Annotated in this window: 15 protein-coding genes; 7 read left to right on the top strand and 8 right to left on the bottom strand. The window is 68.5% G+C overall.

The window, feature by feature from the left end; all coding sequences use genetic code 11:
- Position 1: 1 nt before the first annotated feature.
- The 6 genes from BR47_RS0122695 to BR47_RS0122670 form a co-directional block, all read right to left on the bottom strand.
- Positions 2-310 carry a PE family protein gene (locus tag BR47_RS0122695; protein ID WP_020103894.1) on the bottom strand — a complete coding sequence of 103 codons (309 nt, stop codon included), beginning with the start codon at positions 308-310 and terminating at the stop codon, positions 2-4.
- Complete coding sequence (locus BR47_RS0122690) at positions 310-4311, bottom strand: type VII secretion protein EccC (RefSeq protein WP_029120866.1); 4002 nt, start codon at positions 4309-4311, stop codon at positions 310-312. Before BR47_RS0122690 ends, BR47_RS0122695 begins: the two co-directional genes overlap by 1 nt.
- Positions 4308-5897: a type VII secretion protein EccB gene (eccB, locus tag BR47_RS0122685; RefSeq protein WP_029105790.1), complete on the bottom strand. Its 1590-nt coding sequence runs from the start codon at positions 5895-5897 to the stop codon at positions 4308-4310. The genes BR47_RS0122690 and eccB overlap by 4 nt, the downstream gene beginning before the upstream one ends.
- Positions 5894-7747 (bottom strand): type VII secretion AAA-ATPase EccA, encoded by a 1854-nt coding sequence (gene eccA, locus BR47_RS0122680; protein ID WP_286154351.1) that lies wholly within the window; start codon positions 7745-7747, stop codon positions 5894-5896. Before eccA ends, eccB begins: the two co-directional genes overlap by 4 nt.
- 317 nt (positions 7748-8064) lie before the next feature.
- On the bottom strand, positions 8065-8952 hold the full coding sequence (locus BR47_RS0122675) for a class I SAM-dependent methyltransferase (RefSeq protein ID WP_029120864.1): 888 nt from the start codon (positions 8950-8952) through the stop codon (positions 8065-8067).
- 46 nt (positions 8953-8998) lie between these two features.
- Complete coding sequence (locus BR47_RS0122670) at positions 8999-9877, bottom strand: oxygenase MpaB family protein (RefSeq protein WP_029120863.1); 879 nt, start codon at positions 9875-9877, stop codon at positions 8999-9001.
- Between the two features lie 77 nt (positions 9878-9954).
- Here BR47_RS0122670 and BR47_RS0122665 point away from each other — a divergent pair, with 77 nt between their 5' ends.
- Genes BR47_RS0122665 through BR47_RS0122655 form a run of 3 tightly spaced genes read left to right on the top strand, consistent with a single transcriptional unit; the run spans position 9955 to position 12258 of the window.
- Positions 9955-10572 (top strand): TetR/AcrR family transcriptional regulator, encoded by a 618-nt coding sequence (locus tag BR47_RS0122665; protein WP_029120862.1) that lies wholly within the window; start codon positions 9955-9957, stop codon positions 10570-10572.
- Positions 10569-11378 carry a helix-turn-helix domain-containing protein gene (locus tag BR47_RS0122660; RefSeq protein WP_029120861.1) on the top strand — a complete coding sequence of 270 codons (810 nt, stop codon included), beginning with the start codon at positions 10569-10571 and terminating at the stop codon, positions 11376-11378. The genes BR47_RS0122665 and BR47_RS0122660 overlap by 4 nt, the downstream gene beginning before the upstream one ends.
- A 58-nt stretch (positions 11379-11436) precedes the next feature.
- Positions 11437-12258 carry an SAM-dependent methyltransferase gene (locus BR47_RS0122655; protein ID WP_036427672.1) on the top strand — a complete coding sequence of 274 codons (822 nt, stop codon included), beginning with the start codon at positions 11437-11439 and terminating at the stop codon, positions 12256-12258.
- 19 nt (positions 12259-12277) lie between these two features.
- Here BR47_RS0122655 and BR47_RS0122650 read toward each other — a convergent pair whose 3' ends face one another.
- Both BR47_RS0122650 and BR47_RS0122645 read right to left on the bottom strand, forming a co-directional pair.
- The gene (locus BR47_RS0122650; RefSeq protein WP_029120859.1) at positions 12278-13105 is read right to left on the bottom strand and encodes an MBL fold metallo-hydrolase; all 828 of its coding nucleotides are present in this window, start codon (positions 13103-13105) and stop codon (positions 12278-12280) included.
- A gap of 119 nt (positions 13106-13224) precedes the next feature.
- Positions 13225-13803, bottom strand: a complete 579-nt coding sequence (locus BR47_RS0122645) for a VOC family protein (RefSeq protein ID WP_020103884.1) — start codon at positions 13801-13803, stop codon at positions 13225-13227.
- Positions 13804-13898: 95 nt separating this feature from the next.
- Here BR47_RS0122645 and BR47_RS0122640 point away from each other — a divergent pair, with 95 nt between their 5' ends.
- The 4 genes from BR47_RS0122640 to BR47_RS0122625 all read left to right on the top strand — a co-directional run bounded on the left by BR47_RS0122640 (position 13899) and on the right by BR47_RS0122625 (position 18924).
- Positions 13899-14528: a TetR/AcrR family transcriptional regulator gene (locus BR47_RS0122640; protein ID WP_029105786.1), complete on the top strand. Its 630-nt coding sequence runs from the start codon at positions 13899-13901 to the stop codon at positions 14526-14528.
- Positions 14525-15664 (top strand): alpha/beta hydrolase, encoded by a 1140-nt coding sequence (locus BR47_RS0122635; RefSeq protein WP_029120858.1) that lies wholly within the window; start codon positions 14525-14527, stop codon positions 15662-15664. Before BR47_RS0122640 ends, BR47_RS0122635 begins: the two co-directional genes overlap by 4 nt.
- Positions 15655-16623, top strand: coding sequence for a 2-hydroxyacid dehydrogenase (locus BR47_RS0122630; RefSeq protein WP_029120857.1), 969 nt, complete (start codon positions 15655-15657; stop codon positions 16621-16623). Before BR47_RS0122635 ends, BR47_RS0122630 begins: the two co-directional genes overlap by 10 nt.
- A 90-nt stretch (positions 16624-16713) precedes the next feature.
- On the top strand, positions 16714-18924 hold the full coding sequence (locus BR47_RS0122625) for an acyl-CoA dehydrogenase family protein (RefSeq protein WP_029120856.1): 2211 nt from the start codon (positions 16714-16716) through the stop codon (positions 18922-18924).
- Positions 18925-18982: the final 58 nt, after the last annotated feature.

The following is an 18982-nucleotide window of genomic DNA, read 5'->3' as shown; positions in this document are numbered from 1 at the left end:
GTCAGCCCAGGACCGTGACGTACGTGGCGGCGGCTTCGGCGTCGCCCGTCGCGTAGCTGATTCCGGCTTCGGTGACACCGCCACCGGCCCGACCGAGTTCGGTGACGCCCTGTGTCGCGACGGCCTCGTGCTCGGCGCCGTGGGCGCTGAGGCTGATCGCCGTCTGCAACGACACCGGATCCGCGGCGGGCGGGATCACCGCGGTGACCGCGGGAGCGGCCGCGGCGTGGGCCGCGGCAAGCCGAGCGGTGAGCGCCTCGACGGCGGCACCGGCTGCGGTCAGTCCTTCGGGAACGACGCGCAAGGTCATCAGTGGAACTCCCCTCGTTGTGTTCCGGTCGGCCGCCCCGTGATCGGGTCGGCCACCAGCGGATTGATCAACTGGACGTACGTGGCCTCGTCGCTGTCGCCGAGCACCATGGCCCGACCGGCCGGCAGCCGGTTGAACCGGTGGCCGCGGATGCGGCCGCTGTCCTGCGGGTTGCCGGACAGCATGACGGTGGTCGCCTGCAGCTCATTGAGCCTGCGCAGCAACGGAGCCGTCATCACCGCGTGAGCCGAGCCGGCAGCCCGGGCGGTGACGATCACCCGCAGACCCAGCTCGGACGCCTGGGACAGCAGCCCCAGCAGTGCCGTCCAGGGCCGCTGGCCGACGAACGGACCGCTGACCGCGGGGGCATCCGGGATCTGGTCGACGTCGTCGATGATCAGGTAGTGCAGGTGGTTGCCCTGCCCGTTCCGGTATGTCCATCCGCTCAGCTCGGCGGCCGTCAGACCCGCTGGGGGCCTGCGCTTTTCGAGCAGTGCGGCCAGTCCCAGCATCGCCGGGGTGACGCGGTCGACGTTGGGTGTGTACTCGTTGTCCGGGAACAACGGCTCGTCCACCAGGTGCAGCCTGCGGTCGATCACGGTGAACGCGACCGACTCCGGCGTGGCGTTGTCGCGGACCGTGCGGATCAGGTGCCGCAGCAGCGTGGTCTTGCCGGACTTGGCGTCGCCCAGCACCATCAGCAGCGGGTTGGCCGCGAAGTCCACCGTTACCGGGGCCAGGTCTTGCTCGCGCTGACCGATGACGACAGTCTCGGGGTTGTGATACAGCGGCGCAAGGGTTTCCGGGGCCAGGTCCGTCGGCAGCAGGCGCACGGGCGGCGCCGTCTGCCCCGGGTACCGGGAGTTGATGGCGGCGATCGCACCGAGATCCGGTTCGGCGAACAGGAAGTGCTCGGCCGCCATGGTCAGGCCGCGGCCCGGCTGGTCGGCGGGGACACCGTCGGCGGGACGGGACAGGGCCGCCACTCCCGGGTTGCCGGCGAAGCGCACATTGCTGTCGCGCGAGTCGGCCAGCTTGAGCTCGAGCCGCAGACCCAGGCCGTCGCGCATCGCCAGCGGCACCTCGAGCCAGTTCGGCGTCGTGATCACCACGTGGATGCCGTAGGCCATACCGCTGTTGACCAATTCGGTCACCTTGGACAGCAACGGGTTCCGGCTGTTGAAGGTGTCGGTGTTGTCCCGGCTGAACGCGTACAGGTTGTCGATCACCAGGAACACGTCGCCGTAACCGTCGTCGCGCAGGTCGCCGTCACCGGCGGCGGCGCGGGCCTGACGGTGCGCCAGCAGCTGCTCCAGCTCACCGAAGGTGCGACGGATGCGCTCGGGTTCCAGCGGTGACGCCACGCTGCCGACGTGGGCCAGCGGCTTGAGCGAGCGCAGTCCGCCGCCGCCGTAGTCGAGGCAGTAGAACGTCACCGCGCGCGGCGAGTGGGTTGCGGCCGCCGACAGGATGAACGTCTGCAGCGCAGTCGATTTACCGGACTTCGGCCCACCGTGGATGACCAGGTTAGCGGCGGCCGACGTGGCGTCGAACACCAGCGGGTCGCGGCGCATCTGGAACGGCCGGTCGATCTCGCCCAGCGGCCACCGGCCGTGGCCGGCGGGAATCTCGGTGCCGGCCAACAGCTCCGGCAGCGCGATCGGCTCGTCGAGCGGGGCCAGCCACAGGCGCGGCGCCTGCGGGCCGTACTGCGCCAACTGCTCGCCGATGGTGGTGACCAGCTTGCGGGGCGGCCGCAGATCGGGTGCCATGTCGGTGACGATCACCGTGTCGGGAGCCGGCGTGACATGACCTGCCGGGAACAGTTGCGGCTGCGGAACCGCGTGCACCACAACCGCTTTCTCGGCGCGTGGCGGGTCATAGATGCCGTCCACGTAGGTGCTGCGGAACTTGACCGGCACGGCGCCCGGGGTGGGGACCAGGAAGCCCTCGCCCTTGTGTTCCGGACCGGCCTCGATGTGGTACGCGTCCTCGACGCCGATGATCTGCCGGCTGATCGACGGGCTCGCGACCTTCAGACCGATGCGGTAGGAGGTGTTCTTGTCGATGTCCTTGATCCGGCCCACGTCCAGCGTCTGCGACGCGAACAGGATGTGGATGCGGAACGAGCGGCCCTTGCGGGCAACGTAATCGAACAGCTCGGCGTATTCGGGATGGTCGGCGAGCATCAGGGAGAACTCGTCGGCGACCACCAGCAGCGTCGGGATCGGCGGCAATTCAATGCCGGCCGCGGCTGCCTTTTCCCGCGATTGTTCGTACTCCAGCACCGAGTTGAAGGCGCTGCCCTGCACGCGGCGGCCGGCCTCCATCAGCAGCTGCTCACGCCGGGCCACCTCACCGCGGAGGGTGTCCGCGAACCGATCGGCCAGCGAGCGCTTCTCTGCCATGTTCGAGATGACGGCGACCACCTGCGGGAAGTCCCGGAAGATGTCGGCGCCGGCCTCGCCCTTGAAGTCGGCGTAGATGACGATGAGGCGCTCGGCCGAGTGAGTCGTCAACAGCGACAACAGGATCGACATCAGGGTCTGCGACTTGCCCGAGCCCGTCATACCTATCATCAGGCCGTGCGGGCCCATGCCGCCTTCGGCCTCGTCCTTCAGGTCGAACATCAGCGGCTCACCGGTGGCGGTGACACCGATGGGCACCCGGAGCTCTTCGGCGCGCGAGCGCGGCGCCCACAGACCGGCGACGTCCAGCGCGGCCGCATCCGGGATGCCCAGCAGGGTGCCGAAGGTGGCCAGTCCGGCACCGGTGCTCCGGGCCCGGTTCGGGTTGGAGTCCCAGCGCGCGAGACCGCGGGCCAGGTGTGCCGCGGCATGCGGCGAGAAGTCATCGGCGACATCGAAATACGGCTGCCAGCCGGCCGCCGCCCACCGCTCGATACGGCCGTTGGCCACGCGCAGCACCGGGCGGTCGGGGTCCGGGTACTCCGGCTGTTCCGTGCCGCGCTGCAGCACCGTGACACCGGCCAGGCCGGCCCGCGGCAGCAGCTCACCGAGGTCGGCGTCCGGGTCGTCCACGACGATCAGCAGGTGCCGCAGCGGTGTGGTGTCCGCGGCGCCGAACGGCTGCCGGTCACTGAGTTCACCGGCCAGCAGGGTGGCGAGCTCGGCGACGCCGGCGGCGAGGTAGCGCGCCGGGCCGACACCGTCGATCTGACCCGGAATATCGCTGTGCGGCAGCCACTTCAGCCACGACCACGACTCCGATTCCAGCGCCTCGGCGTCCGCCGCGGCCAGGCCGACCCCGAGCAGGGCCGGGTCGTGCCACGTCACCGCTTGCGCGATCCAGGCCCGCAGCGCGCCCCGCACCTCATCGGCATCGCCGAGCACGGTGATGCGCGAGACCTTGGCCAGGTCGATGCCGCCGGGCACCGCGGGCACCGTCCGCTGCACGTCGAGCAGGCCGCGTAATGCGCTGTGCGACACCGGCTCCAGATCGATCTCGGCCGCGGTGTCCTTGACCTGCAGCACCGTCTCCAGGCGGGCGTCGTGCAAGCCGGCACGCACCACCAGGTAGTCGGCGTCGTGCGGGTCGCGCTCCCACTGGCGGCGGGTACCCGCGATGGCGGCCAGCTGGTCGGGCGCGGGGTGGGACCACTCGCGCGCGGCACGCTGCTCGGCAGCCTGGGCGCGCACGTTGTCCCGAACCACCGACAGGTAGCGCAGGTAGTCGGCGCGCTCGGCGTCGACCTCCTCGGTCCGGGTCTTGTTGTCCGAGCCGCGGTAGAACGCGGTGGCGGCCAACAGGAGCACGAACGGGAAGAACAGCGTCTGCGGCGAGATGACGCGCATGCCGGTGGCCACCAGGGCGACGATCATGCCGACGATCAGGATGACGATCAGGTAGGGCAGCACCCGGCGCAGCAACGACGGCGGCACCAGCCGCGGCAGCTCCGGCGGCGGCTCGATGGTGATGACGCTCGCGCGGGTTGCCGGGACGGGCAGCCGGCGCCGCGCTTCGAAGATCAGACGGCTCACGGGTTCTCCCTCACGGCGATTTCGACTGCCGGGCTCGTCCGGTTGGGCACGAGCGCCGGGACCTGCAACGCGTCACTCCGCGACAACGTCGGGCCGGGCGCGAACTGGCTGAGGATCGACCACGGCACCGGCAGCGGTGCTGCGGTGAGTCCCAGCGCGGCAGGGGTTTTCCGGTTGGCATTGGTGGCATCGCCCTCGGTGGAGATGCCGTAGCGGACGCCGGTGTCGCTGATCCAGTAGCCGGACAGCGCCGGGGTTCCACCCTGGCCGGTGGCCTGGACGAAGTAACCGGTGCCCGGGGTGACCGCGACGCGCTGCGCGGTACCTGCCGGTCCCGACAGGGCCACGGTGTGCGCGTCGGCGGGCAGCGGCAGCGTCGCGCCCGCCAGCAGGGTGAGCGAATTGGTCGTCGCGCCATCGTGTTTGGTCCAGCGGGCGCAGGTCAGCGGCGCCTTGGCGGCGTCGACGACGGTCAGCGGGCGCTCCGGGTACGCCGCGGTGTTGATCGCGGTGGAGACCGGGGTGCGAGCGACCTGGTCGGCGGACAGGCGCGGCGGCTGCTCCAGTCCGTACGAGTCGGTGTTGCGCAGAATCGCGGCCACGACCTGTGAAATCGGTTGCAGGCCATCATCGAGAACCGCGTAGTAGCGCACCGCGTTGTCGGTGGCGGCCTCGGTGGTGACCGCGGTGACCACGGCGCCGACGGGTGCCGGGACCGGCAACGGGTAGGGCGTCGGCTGGCCCGCGTTGACGATCACCGGCGCGGCCAGCGGAGCCGATTCCGGGATCGCGTTGAACAGGCCGTCGGCGACCGCACGGGGCGCGGGCAGCGCAGTTCCGTTGGCGCCCAGGCCGAGTGCTGCCGTCACGGCGCGGTTGTTGAGGTCGACCGCGCTGCGCTTGCCGTTCCACAGCAGCCAGCTGCCGCCGTTGACGCCGGCGGAGCCGACACCGTCGTTGCGCACCAGCACGGCATCGTTGGCGCCCAGCGCGGCCGCGCGGGATCCGCCTTCGGCGAGCGGGCCGGTGATCAGGGTGGCCCCGACGACCTCGCCGGTGGCCGCGTCGCACACGGTCCAGTCGGCGTCACGAGAAGTGTTGGGCACCATGCGTTCCGGGGCACCCGGGATGCCGATGAGACTTCCGCGCGGGAACTTGTCCAGTTCGGCGCTCGGGACCAGGGTCGGGTTGTCGGGCCGCCCGGCGATGAGCCGCGCCGACGTCAGGTTCAGCACTGGGTGCAGTTGGTCACCCACCCGGGCGTACAGCGCCGAGGTCTCCCGGTCGGCCAGGATCACGTTGTTACCCGCGACGCCGGCGGGCCGGATCAGGGAGAAGACGAAGCAGCCCGCCAGGCCGGTGACGAGCACCAGCCCGCCGACCAGAACGGAGCGGCTCTGGGTCCGCAACGGGTCGACCAGCATCCGGGTGTCATGCATGGCGACACCAGATGCGATGCGCCGCATGAGGAATCGCCAACCGGATACCTGGTGCCGCGTGACGAATCCGCGCCGGTAGTGGATCTGATCCGGGTTGTCGTTCACCGGAGTCCGCGAGCTGAATGTCTTACGCTCTTCGCTACTCACTGTCCAGGCACCGCCAGTCCGAGGCCACGCAGCAACGGCGCGGCAGAATTGCTGACGTCACTAGCGGTGATCGTCATGAGTTCGTCGTCGGTGAAGTCGTGTGCGGCAAGGTGATCCAGCCGGTACTCGCGTTCTTCTTCGGAGCGCTCCACCAGGTTTCGGACGAAGCGGCCGTTACCCGCGATGTCCAGGCTGCGGCGCGCGACACCTGCCGCGTCGGGCGTCGTCGCCGTCGCGAGGTGGCCGAACAGCTGCTCCATCTCCGTCTGCGCCGCGGGTTCGAAGACGCTGTCGCGCTTTTCGGCCATCCGCATCGCAATCTCGGTGAGTTCGGTCGCCGAGTAGGACGGGAAGTCGATGCTGCGGGTGAAGCGCGAGCGCAGACCTTCGTTGGTGTCCAGGAACATGTCCAGGTCCTTGCGGTAACCGGCGATGATCACGACCAGACGGCTGCGGTCGTTCTCCATGCGGGCCAGCAGGGTGTCGATGGCGACCAGACCGAAGTCGTTCTTGGCACCGGTGGACACCAGCGCGTACGCCTCGTCGAGGAACAGCACGCCGTCGAGCGCGCTGTCGATGATCGCGTTGGTCTTGGCCTCGGTTTCACCGATGTGCTGACCGATCAGGTCGGCGCGATGCACTTCGCGCACCGTCTCTTTGCGCAGCAGGCCCAGGCCGCAGTAGATCTTGGCGACCACGCGGGCGATGGTCGTCTTACCGGTTCCGGGAGGCCCGGCGAACACCAGGTGATTGGTGCGCTGAGCCACGGCCAGGCCGCGCTCCTGACGCCGAATCGACATGGCCACAGAACTTTTCAGCCGGGCCACCTGATACTTGACCTCTTCCAGACCGATGAACTCGGCCAGCTCGGCCTCGGCTTCGACGAGCAGATGAGCCTTGCGCGACTTGGCATCCGGGTCGACGAAGTCGGCCTCGGTCGGCTCGGTCTCGGGATCCCACGGGTTGTGCCGGGCCTCGATCCTGGCGGCGGTCGTCGGATCGATGCCAAAGCTGGTGTCGGTCAACGCATGTTCGGCTGCGGCATTGTCGGGGTGCGCGGCGTACAACTCGGCCAGCACGTCGGTGGCCTCGTCGTCCTCGCCCTGCGCCCGCAGCGACAGTGCCTTGACAAACGTGCCGTCCACGGCGGCGACGGAAACCGGCCCCTCGGGATCCTCGAGGTGCGACAGCGCCGGAGCGAACATGCCCAGGTGCGCCAGGGCGATTCCCAGCGCCACCCGCGCGGCATGCGCGTAGTTCGCGTCCAGGTTGGGGTCGTTGACGATCGGGGTCAACTGCCGGACGACGTCGGACCAGCGGCGGGTGCGGTGATGCATGGCCACCCGCACCCAGCGGGCCGGCAGCCAGCCCGGCTTGCGGTCGAGCAGCTCGCCCACCAGGTGGTCAGCCTCTTCGTAGGCGCCGGCACCGGCGAGAGTGGCGGCATAGGCCAGCTGGAAACCGTCGCGGTCGGCGGCGCGGAACTGCAGGTACAGACCGCTGTCGTAGGTGAAGCCCAGATCGCCGTCGGCGAGGTCGAGGGCCTGCTGCAATACGCCCGCCGACGAAACGGTCCGCCAGATGGCCTCGACCACGTCGGGGGTTGCCGCGCCCGCGGCGGCCAAGCCGGTCCAGGCGTCGCAGTGCTCGCCGGCGATGCGCGTCAAGGTCAGGAAGCCGCCCAGGGCGGCGTCGAGGTCGGCCGGGCGACGGCGACCGTCGACCGTCAGGCCGAGCGCAAGACAGCCGGTGGCGAACCGGGTCAACACGTCACGGTCGACCCGTGATACCCGCTGCGCCGCATCAACTTCGGCGAGCACTGTGTTACTGCCCGCGGTGCTCGGTCGCACGTGGGTCCTTTCCGTCGTCGACACGCCAGAGGACGATCCACCACTCATCTGGCGGCCGCCCTAAGAAGGAGTCGGCATCCGGAACGGGTTGGTTCCCGACGGGCCGAAGGACGGGCACTGTGCCGCCGCGCGGACGCGCCTTGCTGGAAGTGCGCCGCGGCGAATACCGCAAATGTGTCAGTGCCCATGTCGATGTTCGCGGGATATTAGAGTCCCCGCATATCTCCTTAAGTATGCCTAAGCTAACCACTGCGAAGTTAGCATTGCATAACTTAAGTTGTCGAGACGCACCCCACCGCGTCAGGAGGTGACGACGCTCACTCCTTGACGGCGGTGACCAGGCTGTTCGAGGCGATCATGGTCGCCGCTTCGGGATTCGTCGGCACCGGACGGCCTACCGACCGGAAGTAGTCAGCGAGTCCTGTGGCCTCGGCTCGCCAGCCCCGCGCGCCGAACCAATCCGCTGCGGGAGCGATCTGCTCGTTGTAGATCAGCTTGAAGAAGCCCTCCGCCATGTCGTCTCCGGCGGCACGCTTGGCCGCGAACACCTCGGCGGGCATCGGCTTGCCCTCTTCGATCGCCACCCAGCTGCCGGGTGCCGACAACTCGTCGATACCGGTGAACAGATCGTCCTGCGCTGCTGCGGGCAGATAGATCAGGAGGCCTTCGGCGATCCACGCCGAGGGGCGCGCGGGGTCGAAGCCGGCATCGGTGAGCGCTGTCCGCCAGTCGTCGCGCAGGTCGACGGCGATCTCGCGACGTTCCGCCTTCGGGTCGGCCCCATTGCCGGCCAACACTTCCCGCTTGAACTCGAGCACCTGGGGCTGATCGAGCTCGTAGATCACGGTGCCGTCGGGCCAGTCCAAGCGGTACGCGCGGGAGTCGAGCCCCGCGGCCAGCAGCACGATCTGGCGGGCGCCGGCCGCCACGGCGCGCTGGAAGTAGGTGTCGAAGTACTTGGTTCGCGAGCCCTGGAAATTGATGAACGGTTCGCCGAACTCGGGCGTCGCCAACGGGTGTTCCGGCGCCTCGCCGTCCAGCACGTCGGCCCAGACGCCGCCGACCGCGCGGGTGAACACCTCCGCATATTGGTCCACCACAAGCGGATTGGGCTTCGCCGCCTCCAATGCTCGTGCTGCGGCAACCATCACCGCAGTCGATCCAACACTCGAATTGATGTCCCAGCTGTCATTGTCGGTCCGCACCCGCGCGAGGGTACGCCGACAACATGGACGGCGACTGAGACGAGATTCAGACCAACGGACGCCCGGTGCGGATGCGCCAGTCCAGATCCCTGAGCATCCAGTTGAACGGGAAGCGCCGCAGCGGTCCGGGCAGGACCCGGTTGACCGCCTTCACGAGCTTCATCACCGAGTTGAAGCGCTTCTGCCGCTTGGCATCCCACGGCAACCGCATCTCGTCGCGGAAACGTTGCGGCAGAAAGCCGGTGGTGAGCAGGAGCGAGAACGACTCGAACCAGCGCTGCAGCGGACCGGGGAGTTGCAGCCCCTTCATCCGCACCGCGGCGATCGGATACAGGTACTCGCGCACCGTGTCGTCGATGTGCACCTGGTCCAGCGACTCTTGCCAGTACTTGTCGAAGGCGGCCCGGTCGGCCGGCCACATCTCCGGCGTCACCTGCAGTGTGGTGCCCATCGTCATGCCCTGCCGGTAGAACTCCTCGGCGGTCTCGTCGTCCAACTCGCCGACCACCAGGCGATAGACGTCGAGCGCGCCCTTGAACAGGCACGCCGCCACCCACAGCTGCAGGTTCTTGTCCATCGCGCTGTACTTCACCGGGCTGTCCCGGGTCGAATACACCTGCCGGTGCGCCGTGTTCACCGCGCTGCGGTACGCCGCCTTCTGGTCGTCGGACCCCAGGATCGCGACGGCGAGATACGTGAACGTGGTGCGAGCTCGCTTGATCGGGTGCAGATCGGTCCGGCCGCTTTCCACCCGGCTCTCGACGACGCCGTAACCGACGCCCGGCCGCGCCAGCTGCATGATGACGTTGGCCGGGCCCGCCAGCAGTGCCGAACCGACCAATCCGTCGGCGTACTGGACATTCCGGCGTACCCGACGGCCCGGCGCGCATGCGTTGACCGGCATCTCGACCAGATCGACCGTCATTGGTTACTCCTCGCAAAAGTGAGAACGATTGATTCCTGATATTGCCCGCGGCACGGTGCAGGTGTCAAGATGGCGGGGTGCCTCAGGTACGGCCGTACCGCGGGATCGACGCGGCAGAACGCCTGGCCCAACGACGGGCCCGGCTGATCGACGCCGGACTGGAGATATTGGGTGCCACGCCGCCGGCACCAGAGCTCACCGTCCGGACCATCTGCGGCGAAGCCGGCGTGGCGATGCGCTACTTCTACGAAAGCTTCTCCGACAAGGACGTTTTCGTCGAAGCCGTCTTCGATCATGTGGTCGCCGACCTCGCCGCCACGACGCAGGCGGCGGTCGCCGCCGCACCGCCCGACGAGCAGAGCCGCGCCGGTATGGCCAACATCGTGCACGCCATCGCCGGCGATCCCCGGGTCGGCCGGCTGCTGTTCAGCGCCCAGCTGTCCAACGAGGTGGTGGCACGCAAACGCAACGAGTCGACGGCCTTCTTCGCCATGCTGCTCGGCCAGCACGCGGGCGACGCCCTTCAACTGCCCGCGGGGGACCGCCGCCGCGCCGGCACTCATTTCGCCGTAGGGGGCGTCGCACAGACGCTGAGCGCCTGGCTGTCAGGCGAAATCACCTTCACGCCAGACGAATTGGTCGACCATCTGGCGCTGCTGCTGAACACGCTCGGCAAGCGGGCCGTCCGCCGGTGAACGGACCCCAGCTCCGCCGGCCCCGGTCGCCGCTGAACCAGCACATCGACTTCTTCGGTTACTGGGCGCATGGCGGCGTCGCCTCCGACCGCAGCCGGGCCCTCCCCCGCGGCGCGGCGACCGTGGTGATCGACGTCGGCGGGCGCGATCGCGTCGACTTCTTCTCCGCCGACGGCGTCACCCGAATGCCGGTGGAGCCGGCATTCCTGACCGGTCCGGGCACGCTGTCGTACGTGACCCGCATCGATCCGGGTGAAGCGGTGCTGACCATCCATTTCCGGCCCGGCGGCGCGCTGCCGTTCTTCGGAATTCCGTTGGCGGACTTGGAGAATTCCTGCGTCAACCTGACCGACCTCTGGGGCGCCGATGCCGCGCTGCTGCGTGAGCAACTGATCGCGACACCGGGCTGGCCGCGGCGCATCGAGATCGTGGAGGACTTCCTCCTCGCCCGGTTGCGGCCGATTTCCCACACGCTGATGCCGGTCCTGCACACGGCCGAACACCAACCGTCGCTTCGGGTTTCCGAGGCGGCCAAGCTGACGGGCCTCTCCGCCAAGCGCCTGATCGCGACATTCCGCAACGAGATCGGACTCACCCCGAAGGCCTATCTGCGCGTGCGGCGGCTGCAGGCCGCGCTGCGCCTGCTCGATGCCGGCAGCGGCGACGGCGCCGACGTCGCGGCCACTCTCGGGTATTTCGATCAACCCCACTTCGTGCGCGAGTTCCGCGGGTTCACCTCGGTGACGCCGACCCAGTACACCCAGCGGCGCAGCGCGCTGCCCAGTCACGTCGGGCTGACGGGGTAGTCGCGAGGGCGGCAAAAATATCCAAGCGCCAGGCTCGGCTGACCGGCAGTATGGAGGCATGCACGAAGGAGCACAGGCCGTCGCGAACACCGGCCTTCTGGTCGCCGCCATCCGCGCCGACGAATCCCGCCGCCCTGACCGGCTTTTCACCGATCCGTTCGCCGAACGCCTGGCCGGTGAGACGGGCCGCCGGTTGTTGGATGAGGCCGTCGCCGAAGCCGGGGATCGGCCGACGCGGCAGATCGTGGTGCGCACCCGGTTCTGGGACGAAGCGCTGCTACGCGGCACACGGTCCGTCCGCCAGGTCGTCATTCTCGCCGCGGGCATGGACGCCCGCGCGTTCCGGCTGCCCTGGCCCGATGGCACCACGGTCTACGAACTGGACCAGCCCGAGGTCATCGCCGCCAAGGCCACGGCACTGGCAGGCGAAGAACCGTTGTGCACCCGGGTTGCCGTCGGCGTCGACCTCACCGGCGACTGGACAGATGCCTTGCAGTCCAAAGGTTTTGACGACCGGCAGCCCACGGTGTGGTTGATCGAGGGCCTACTGCAATACCTCGACGAAGCCGCCGTCGGCACGGTCTTCGAGCGGGTCGACGCCCTGTCGGCGGCCGGTTCGGTGCTGCTGTACGACGTCGTCGGGAAGACGCTGCTCGACGCGCAGCTGCTCGCGGCGGTACGACAGTCGATGGCACGCAACGGCGCGCCATGGCTGTTCGGCACCGACCAGCCGGGTGAGTTGGCGGAGCGTCACGGGTGGTCGGCCGTCGTCACCGACGTGGCGGTGCCGGGCAATGAATGGGGCCGCTGGTTCGCACCCGCGGTGCCGATGGATGTGCCCGACGTGCCGCGCGGCTACTTCGTCGAGGCGACGAAGTAGCCGCACCTGCGCCGTGAGGTCAGGTCAGGTGGTCGAATTCACCGCTGACATGGCGGATATGAGCGTCGGCAGAGCGGTGCACGACGTCCTTGGCGCCGTGATCGATCTCGTCGCCACCCAGGGTGTAGAGCCGGTCGTATTCGTAGGCATCAAGGCGGTCGACGATACGTCGAACCACTGCCGCCGACAGCGGCAAGTGCTTGGGGTACATGCGCTGGAACGACACCCAGTCTTTGGCCAGGGCGCCCGAGATGGTGTCCCCGACGAGCAGCGTGCCGTCCGGGCACACCGCCACGGCGCTACCCCGCATGTGGCCGCCCACGTGCACCAGCCGAAGTCCCGGCAGCGGCTCGATCTCGCCGTCCCAGTATTCGATGACCGGATCGGGCGCCGGAACCCATTCCTGGTCACGAGCATTCACGTAGACCGGCACGCCACCGAACGCCTTGCTCCAGGACAGCTGGGCGCCGAACATGTGGGGGTGGCTCGCCGCGATCGCCGCGACCCCACCGAGCGCATTGACCAGACCGACGATCGAATCGTCCAGGTAGCTCGGCGCGTCCCACAACATGTTGCCGGCAGCGGTCTGCACCAGATATGACCGGTGGCCGATCGCGAATCGGGGTGACCTGCGCAGGCTGTGCACACCCCGACCATGGTCGACGTATTCGGTCTGATGTGGCTGCGCGGCAAGGCGTTCCAGAGTCGTCCAGGTGCCATGCGGTGGCAGATGTCCGCGTTCCTCGATGGGAACGACCTCAGCGGTGAAAACACAACTGTTCTCGGGCGGCCGCGTTTCGGCGTCGGCGTGCTCGACTCCACATCCATCGCAAATCCAGGTAGGCATGCACCCAGCCTGCAAGCTCAACCATGGTTGAGATCAAGATGCAGTGTTCGAGAGCACTTCCAGCCAGGGATGATCCGGATGCACTTGCGTATCACCGACGGCGGGCCCCGGCATCAGAGTCAGGCCGGAGCGACCGCCGGCCGCCGGTCCGCGGCGGTCCGCGGTTCCGTCACGGCGTCGGCCTCGGTGAATTCCTTGGTCCAGCAGGCGAATTCCAGCGTGATGCCGTCGGGGTCCTGGAAGTAGAACGACCGCACGTACACGCCGGGGTGCACCGTCGCCGACGCCTGCATCGGGCTCTCGTCGTGGTTGAGCACCGGGCCGACCCGCACGCCCTTTTCCTTGAGCCTCTTGCGGTACTCGTCGAACTTCTCCGCGGGCACATGAAAAGCCAAGTGGTTCAACGAACCGACGGCACTCACGAACTCCCCGATCCCGGGTATGGCCGCGGGCTGCGAGATGCCGGGCTCCCCGTCGGGTGCCTGCGCGAACCAGAAGAACGCCACGCAGTCACCATTACCGGCGTCGAAGAAGAAGTGCTGGCCCATGTCGCCCGGCAGGTCCACCGACTTCACCAGCGGCATGCCCAGCACGCCCGAGTAGAAGTCGACGGTCCGCGCCATGTCCGCGCAGACGAGCGCGACATGGTTGATGCCGCCCAGCTCGAATTCGGCGTTGCGGTTGTCGGGCTTGATCATCGTGCCACTCCTGACGACAGGGTCTGGTCAATCACCTAATCTGAATCTAACATCAGGTTTAGGTTTGATCAATGACTCTTTGGAAGGACGCCACCGTGACCGTCGCGCCACGCGAGCAGCTCCCCACCGTGCGGGGCCGCCAGACGCAGGCGGCGATCGACAGCGCCGCCCGCGCCGTCATTGCCCGCAAAGGCATTCTGGCGACCACCATTTCGGACATCGCCGCAGAGGCCGGCCGGTCCACCGCGTCGTTCTACAACTACTACGACTCGAAAGAGGCGATGGTCCATGAATGGGCACAGCGCTTCCGCGACGAGGCCCGCGAGCGGGCCCTGCCGGCCACCGGCCCCGAGCTGACCAATTGGGAACGCTCCCACCAGGCCGCCGCCGCCCACTGGGAGACCTATCGGCATCGGCTTGCCGAGGTCATCGCCATCTACCAACTGGCGATGATCAACGACGATTTCGCGCAGTACTGGGCCGAAATCTGCGAGCTGCCCATCTCGCTCATCGTGTCGATGGTCAAACACGCTCAGCAGCAAGGCTTCTGCCCGGATGACAATCCGCGGCTCGTTGCCGTGGCTCTGGTATCGATGCTGAACCAGTTCTGCTATACCCAATTGTCAGGCGACGGCGCCACCACCGCAGACGACGAAGCCTGCGTCACCACCCTGGCCAACATCTTCTACCGGACCATCTACCACGAGGGGAATCCGCGTACATGAACAAACCCGGAAGTTCGTCCGCCGCGGGAGTCACCCGAGAATTCATCGGAATGGACTCGCCGACCGCGCTGCGCGCCGGGTCCGGTGGCCATCCCTGCCAGGGCATCTACTACCGAGGAATGGGCCGCAAACCCAAGGTGGCGATGATCGCCGCGCACTACCAGATCGATTTCGCCGAGCACTATCTCGCCGACTACATGGCTACCCGCGGTATCGGGTTCCTCGGCTGGAACACCCGATTCCGCGGCTACGAATCCAGCTTCCTGCTCGATCACGCACTTGTGGACATCGGCGTCGGGGTGCGCTGGCTGCGCGAGGTCGCCGGCGTGGAAACCGTTGTTCTGCTGGGCAATTCCGGTGGCGGCTCGCTCATGGCCGCCTACCAGGCCCAGGCGCTCTCACCGCACATCACGCCGCTGGACGGCATGCGCCCGGCCGCGGGCGTCTACGACCTGGTGCCGGCGGACGGCTACATCTCCAGCGCCGCCCACCCGGGCCGACCGGACGTACTCACCAACTGGATGGACGGCTCGGTGACCGACGAAACCGATGCCCTGGCAACCGATCCCGATCTCGACCCGTTCGCCGCGCACAACGGCCCGCCCTTCTCCCCGGAGTTCGTCCAGCGATACCGCGACGCGCAGGTCGCCCGCAACCATGCGATCACCGACTGGGTGGAAACCGAGTACGCGCGCGTTCGCGCCGCGGGCTTCCGGGACCGCCCCTTCACCGTCATGCGGACTTGGGCCGACCTGCGCATGATCGACCCCACCCTCGAACCCACGAAGCGCCCGGCCAATCAGTGCTATGCGGGCACCCCCGTCCAGGCCAACCGCTCCGCCAACGGCATCGCCGCCGCGTGCACGCTGCGCAGCTGGCTGACGATGTGGAGCCTGCGGCACGCCCAGACCCGGGCCGAGCCGCACCTGGCCCTCATCGACAACCCCGCGCTGGTGATCAACGCCGAGCAGGATTCGGGCGTCTATCCCTCTGACGCGCAACGCATCTTCGACGCACTGGCATCGACGGACAAGACGCTGCACGCCATCGACTCCGACCACTACTTCACGACCCCGGGCGCCCGCAGCGAACAGGCCGACCTCATCGCCAAGTGGATCGCCAAGCGGTGGCGGTGAATCCGGCGGTCCGGGTGCTGGCGCACTTCACGCCCGGCCCGAGGGTCACCGAATTCCTTGCCCCGCTGGGTGGTCTGGTCGATGTGCGGTTCTGCGCGGAGGACGACGACGCGACGTTCTACCGGGAGCTGCCGGACGCCGACGTGCTGTGGCACGTCCTGCGGCCCGTCAGCGCCGACGATCTCGAACGGGGCCGGCGCCTCAAGCTGGTCCACAAGATGGGCGCGGGCGTCAACACCATCGACGTCGATGCCGCGACCCGCCTCGGCATCGCCGTGGCCAACATGCCCGGCGCCAACGCCCCTTCGGTCGCCGAGGGCACGGTCATGCTGATGCTGGCCGCCCTGCGACGGCTGCCGGAACTCGACCGCGCCACGCGCGCCGGCGACGGCTGGCCCACCGACCCGACGCTCGGCGAGACGGTCCGGGACATCGGCAGCTGCACCGTCGGGCTGATCGGGTACGGCAACATCGCCAAGCGGGTCGAGACCATCGTCACCGCCATGGGCGCGACCGTCGTGCACACCAATACCCGTGGCGCACAGGGCCACCCCGGCTGGCGGACGCTCCCCGACCTGCTCGCCGTCAGCGACGTCGTCTCGCTGCACCTGCCGCTCACCGAGCACACCGAGGGACTGCTCGATGCCGACCCACTGGGACGGATGAAACCGGGTGCGGTCCTGGTCAACACGTCACGCGGCGCCGTCATCGACGAACCCGCACTGGTCGCCGCCCTGCGCGACGGGCCGTTGCAGGCCGCGGGCCTCGACGTCTTCGCCACCGAGCCCGTCGATCCCGGCAATCCGCTGCTGGCCCTGGACAACGTCGTCGTCAGCCCGCACACCACCTGGTACACCGCCGACACCATGCGCCGCTACCTGGCCGAAGCGGTGGACAACTGCGAGCGACTCGCCGCCGGACGGCAGCTGGCCAACGTGGTTAACGGAGTGAACCTCTAAACACCCGTCAAGTGGGTTACTCTCGGAACCAACCGACCAGTTATTTGGTCGGGTGCGCCACAAGCCCGCAGCCGGTCACAGGAGGCAACGATGCCCATCGCGATCACATCCGAGCACAACGATCTGGCCGATTCGGTCCGGTCCCTGGTGGCGCGGGTCGCGCCGTCCGAGGTGCTGCACGAGGCCCTCGAGACCCCGATCAGCAACCCACCGCCGTACTGGAGTGCCGCCGCCGACCAGGGCCTGCAGGGCCTGCACCTGTCGGAAGCCGTTGGCGGACAGGGCTTCGGCATCCTCGAACTCGCGATCACCCTGGCCGAGTTCGGCTATGGCGCCGTCCCCGGGCCGTTCGTCCCGTCGGCCATCGCCAGTGCGCTCATCGCCGCACACGACCCCAAGTCGCCCCTGCTGCCCGGCCTGGCCTCCGGCGAGACCATCGCCGCCTACGCCTTGACCTCAGGCCTGACCGCCACCACCCAGGGCGACGGGCTCGTCGTCAGCGGTGAGATTCGCGCCGTCCCGGCGGCCGCGCAAGCCACCCTTCTGGTGGTGCCCGTCGACGACCGGTGGGTCGTGCTCGACACGGCAACCCTGCAGATCGACCCGGTTCAGAGCGTCGACCCGCTGCATCCCGTCGCGCACGTGCGCGCCGACGCCGTCGAGGTGGCCGCCGACCGCGTCCTCACCGGCCTGACGCACCCGCACGCACGGGCCTTGATCACGACGCTGCTGTCGGCCGAATGCGTCGGCGTCGCACGGTGGGCCACCGACACCGCCGCCGAATACGCCAAGATCCGTGAGCAGTTCGGCCGGCCCATCGGACAGTTCCAGGCCATCAAGCACAAGTGCGCCAACATGATTGCCGAGACCGAGCGCGCCACGGGTGCGGTCTGGGATGCCGCCCGCGCGCTCGACGAGCATGCGTCGGGCGACGCCGGGGCGAGCGGAGCGACGGGGGAAGAGCAAGACTCCGACTACCTGTTCGCCGCCGCGGTGGCCGCCACGCTGGCGCCCGTCGCCGCCCAGCACTGTGCGCAGGACTGCATCCAGGTGCATGGCGGCATCGGCTTCACCTGGGAGCACGACACCAACGTGTACTACCGGCACGCCATCGCGCTGGTGGCCGGGTTCGGCCGCGCCGCCGAGTACCCGCGGCAGGTCGTGGACCTGGCCACCACCTCCGGCATGCGGTCCATCGACATCGATCTGGACCCGGACACCGAGAAGCTGCGCGCCGAGATTCGTGCGGAAGTGGCTGCGCTGAAAGCACTTCCGAGCGGACCGGAGCGCAACGCCGCGATCGCCGAGGGCGGCTGGGTGCAGCCGCACCTGCCGACGCCGTGGGGCCGGGCGGCGTCACCGATCGAGCAGATCATCATCGCCCAGGAGTTCAGCACCGGAAAGGTGCGGCGCCCGCAGATGGGCATCGCGGCGTGGATCATCCCGTCGATCGTGGCGTTCGGTACCAACAAGCAGCAGCAGGACTTCCTGCCGCCGACGTTCCGCGGCGACATGATCTGGTGCCAGCTGTTCTCCGAGCCGGGTGCCGGCAGCGACCTGGCCAGCCTGACCACCAAGGCCGTCAAGGTCGACGGCGGCTGGCGCATCACCGGCCAGAAGATCTGGACCACGGGCGCCCAGTTCTCCGCGTGGGGTGCGCTGCTGGCCCGTACCGACCCCAATGCACCGAAACATCAAGGCATCACGTACTTCCTGCTCGACATGAAGAGTCCGGGTGTCGAGGTCAAGCCGCTGCGTGAGCTCACCGGTAACGCGATGTTCAACACCGTCTTCATCGACGACGTGTTCGTCCCCGACGACATGGTGCTCGGCGAGGTGAACCGCGGGTGGGAGGTCAGCCGCAACACCCTGACCAACGAGCGGGTGTCGATCGGCAGCAGCGAGCCGCCGTTCCTGGCCAGCCTGGACCAATTCGTCGAGTTCCTGCGCGGCGGCGAATTCGACGAGTTGCAGCGCCACGAGGCCGGCAAGCTGATCGCCGAGGGCCATGCCGCCAAGCTGCTCAACATGCGCTCGACGCTGCTGACGCTCGCCGGTGGCGATCCGATGCCGGCCGCCGCGATCTCCAAGCTGCTGTCCATGAAGACCGGCCAGGGCTACGCCGAATTCGGGGTCGCGTCATTCGGCAGCGACGCCGTCGTCGGTGACCCTCAGCAGCCCTCCGGCCGGTGGGACGAATACCTTTTGGCCGGCCGCGCGACGACCATCTACGGCGGCACTTCCGAGGTGCAGCTGAACATCATCGCCGAGCGGTTGCTGGGCCTGCCCCGCGACCCGTAAGCACCTCGCCGGAGCGCCGCGGAACCCCCATTTCGGAATAGAAATGGGGGTTTTCCGC

This window comes from Mycobacterium sp. UNC410CL29Cvi84 (assembly GCF_000686745.1).
Taxonomy (GTDB): domain Bacteria; phylum Actinomycetota; class Actinomycetes; order Mycobacteriales; family Mycobacteriaceae; genus Mycobacterium; species Mycobacterium mucogenicum_B.
Note: the sequence above shows the minus strand (reverse complement) of the source record. Positions and strands in the feature narration are given on the sequence as shown.

Coding starts and splice junctions, on each gene's coding strand:
- BR47_RS0122695 (WP_020103894.1), bottom strand. CDS start 310: ATGACCTTGCGCGTCGTTCCCGAAGGACTGACCGCAGCCGGTGCCGCC.
- BR47_RS0122670 (WP_029120863.1), bottom strand. CDS start 9,877: ATGACGGTCGATCTGGTCGAGATGCCGGTCAACGCATGCGCGCCGGGC.
- BR47_RS0122655 (WP_036427672.1), top strand. CDS start 11,437: ATGCACGAAGGAGCACAGGCCGTCGCGAACACCGGCCTTCTGGTCGCC.
- BR47_RS0122650 (WP_029120859.1), bottom strand. CDS start 13,105: ATGCCTACCTGGATTTGCGATGGATGTGGAGTCGAGCACGCCGACGCC.
- BR47_RS0122645 (WP_020103884.1), bottom strand. CDS start 13,803: ATGATCAAGCCCGACAACCGCAACGCCGAATTCGAGCTGGGCGGCATC.
- BR47_RS0122635 (WP_029120858.1), top strand. CDS start 14,525: ATGAACAAACCCGGAAGTTCGTCCGCCGCGGGAGTCACCCGAGAATTC.
- BR47_RS0122625 (WP_029120856.1), top strand. CDS start 16,714: ATGCCCATCGCGATCACATCCGAGCACAACGATCTGGCCGATTCGGTC.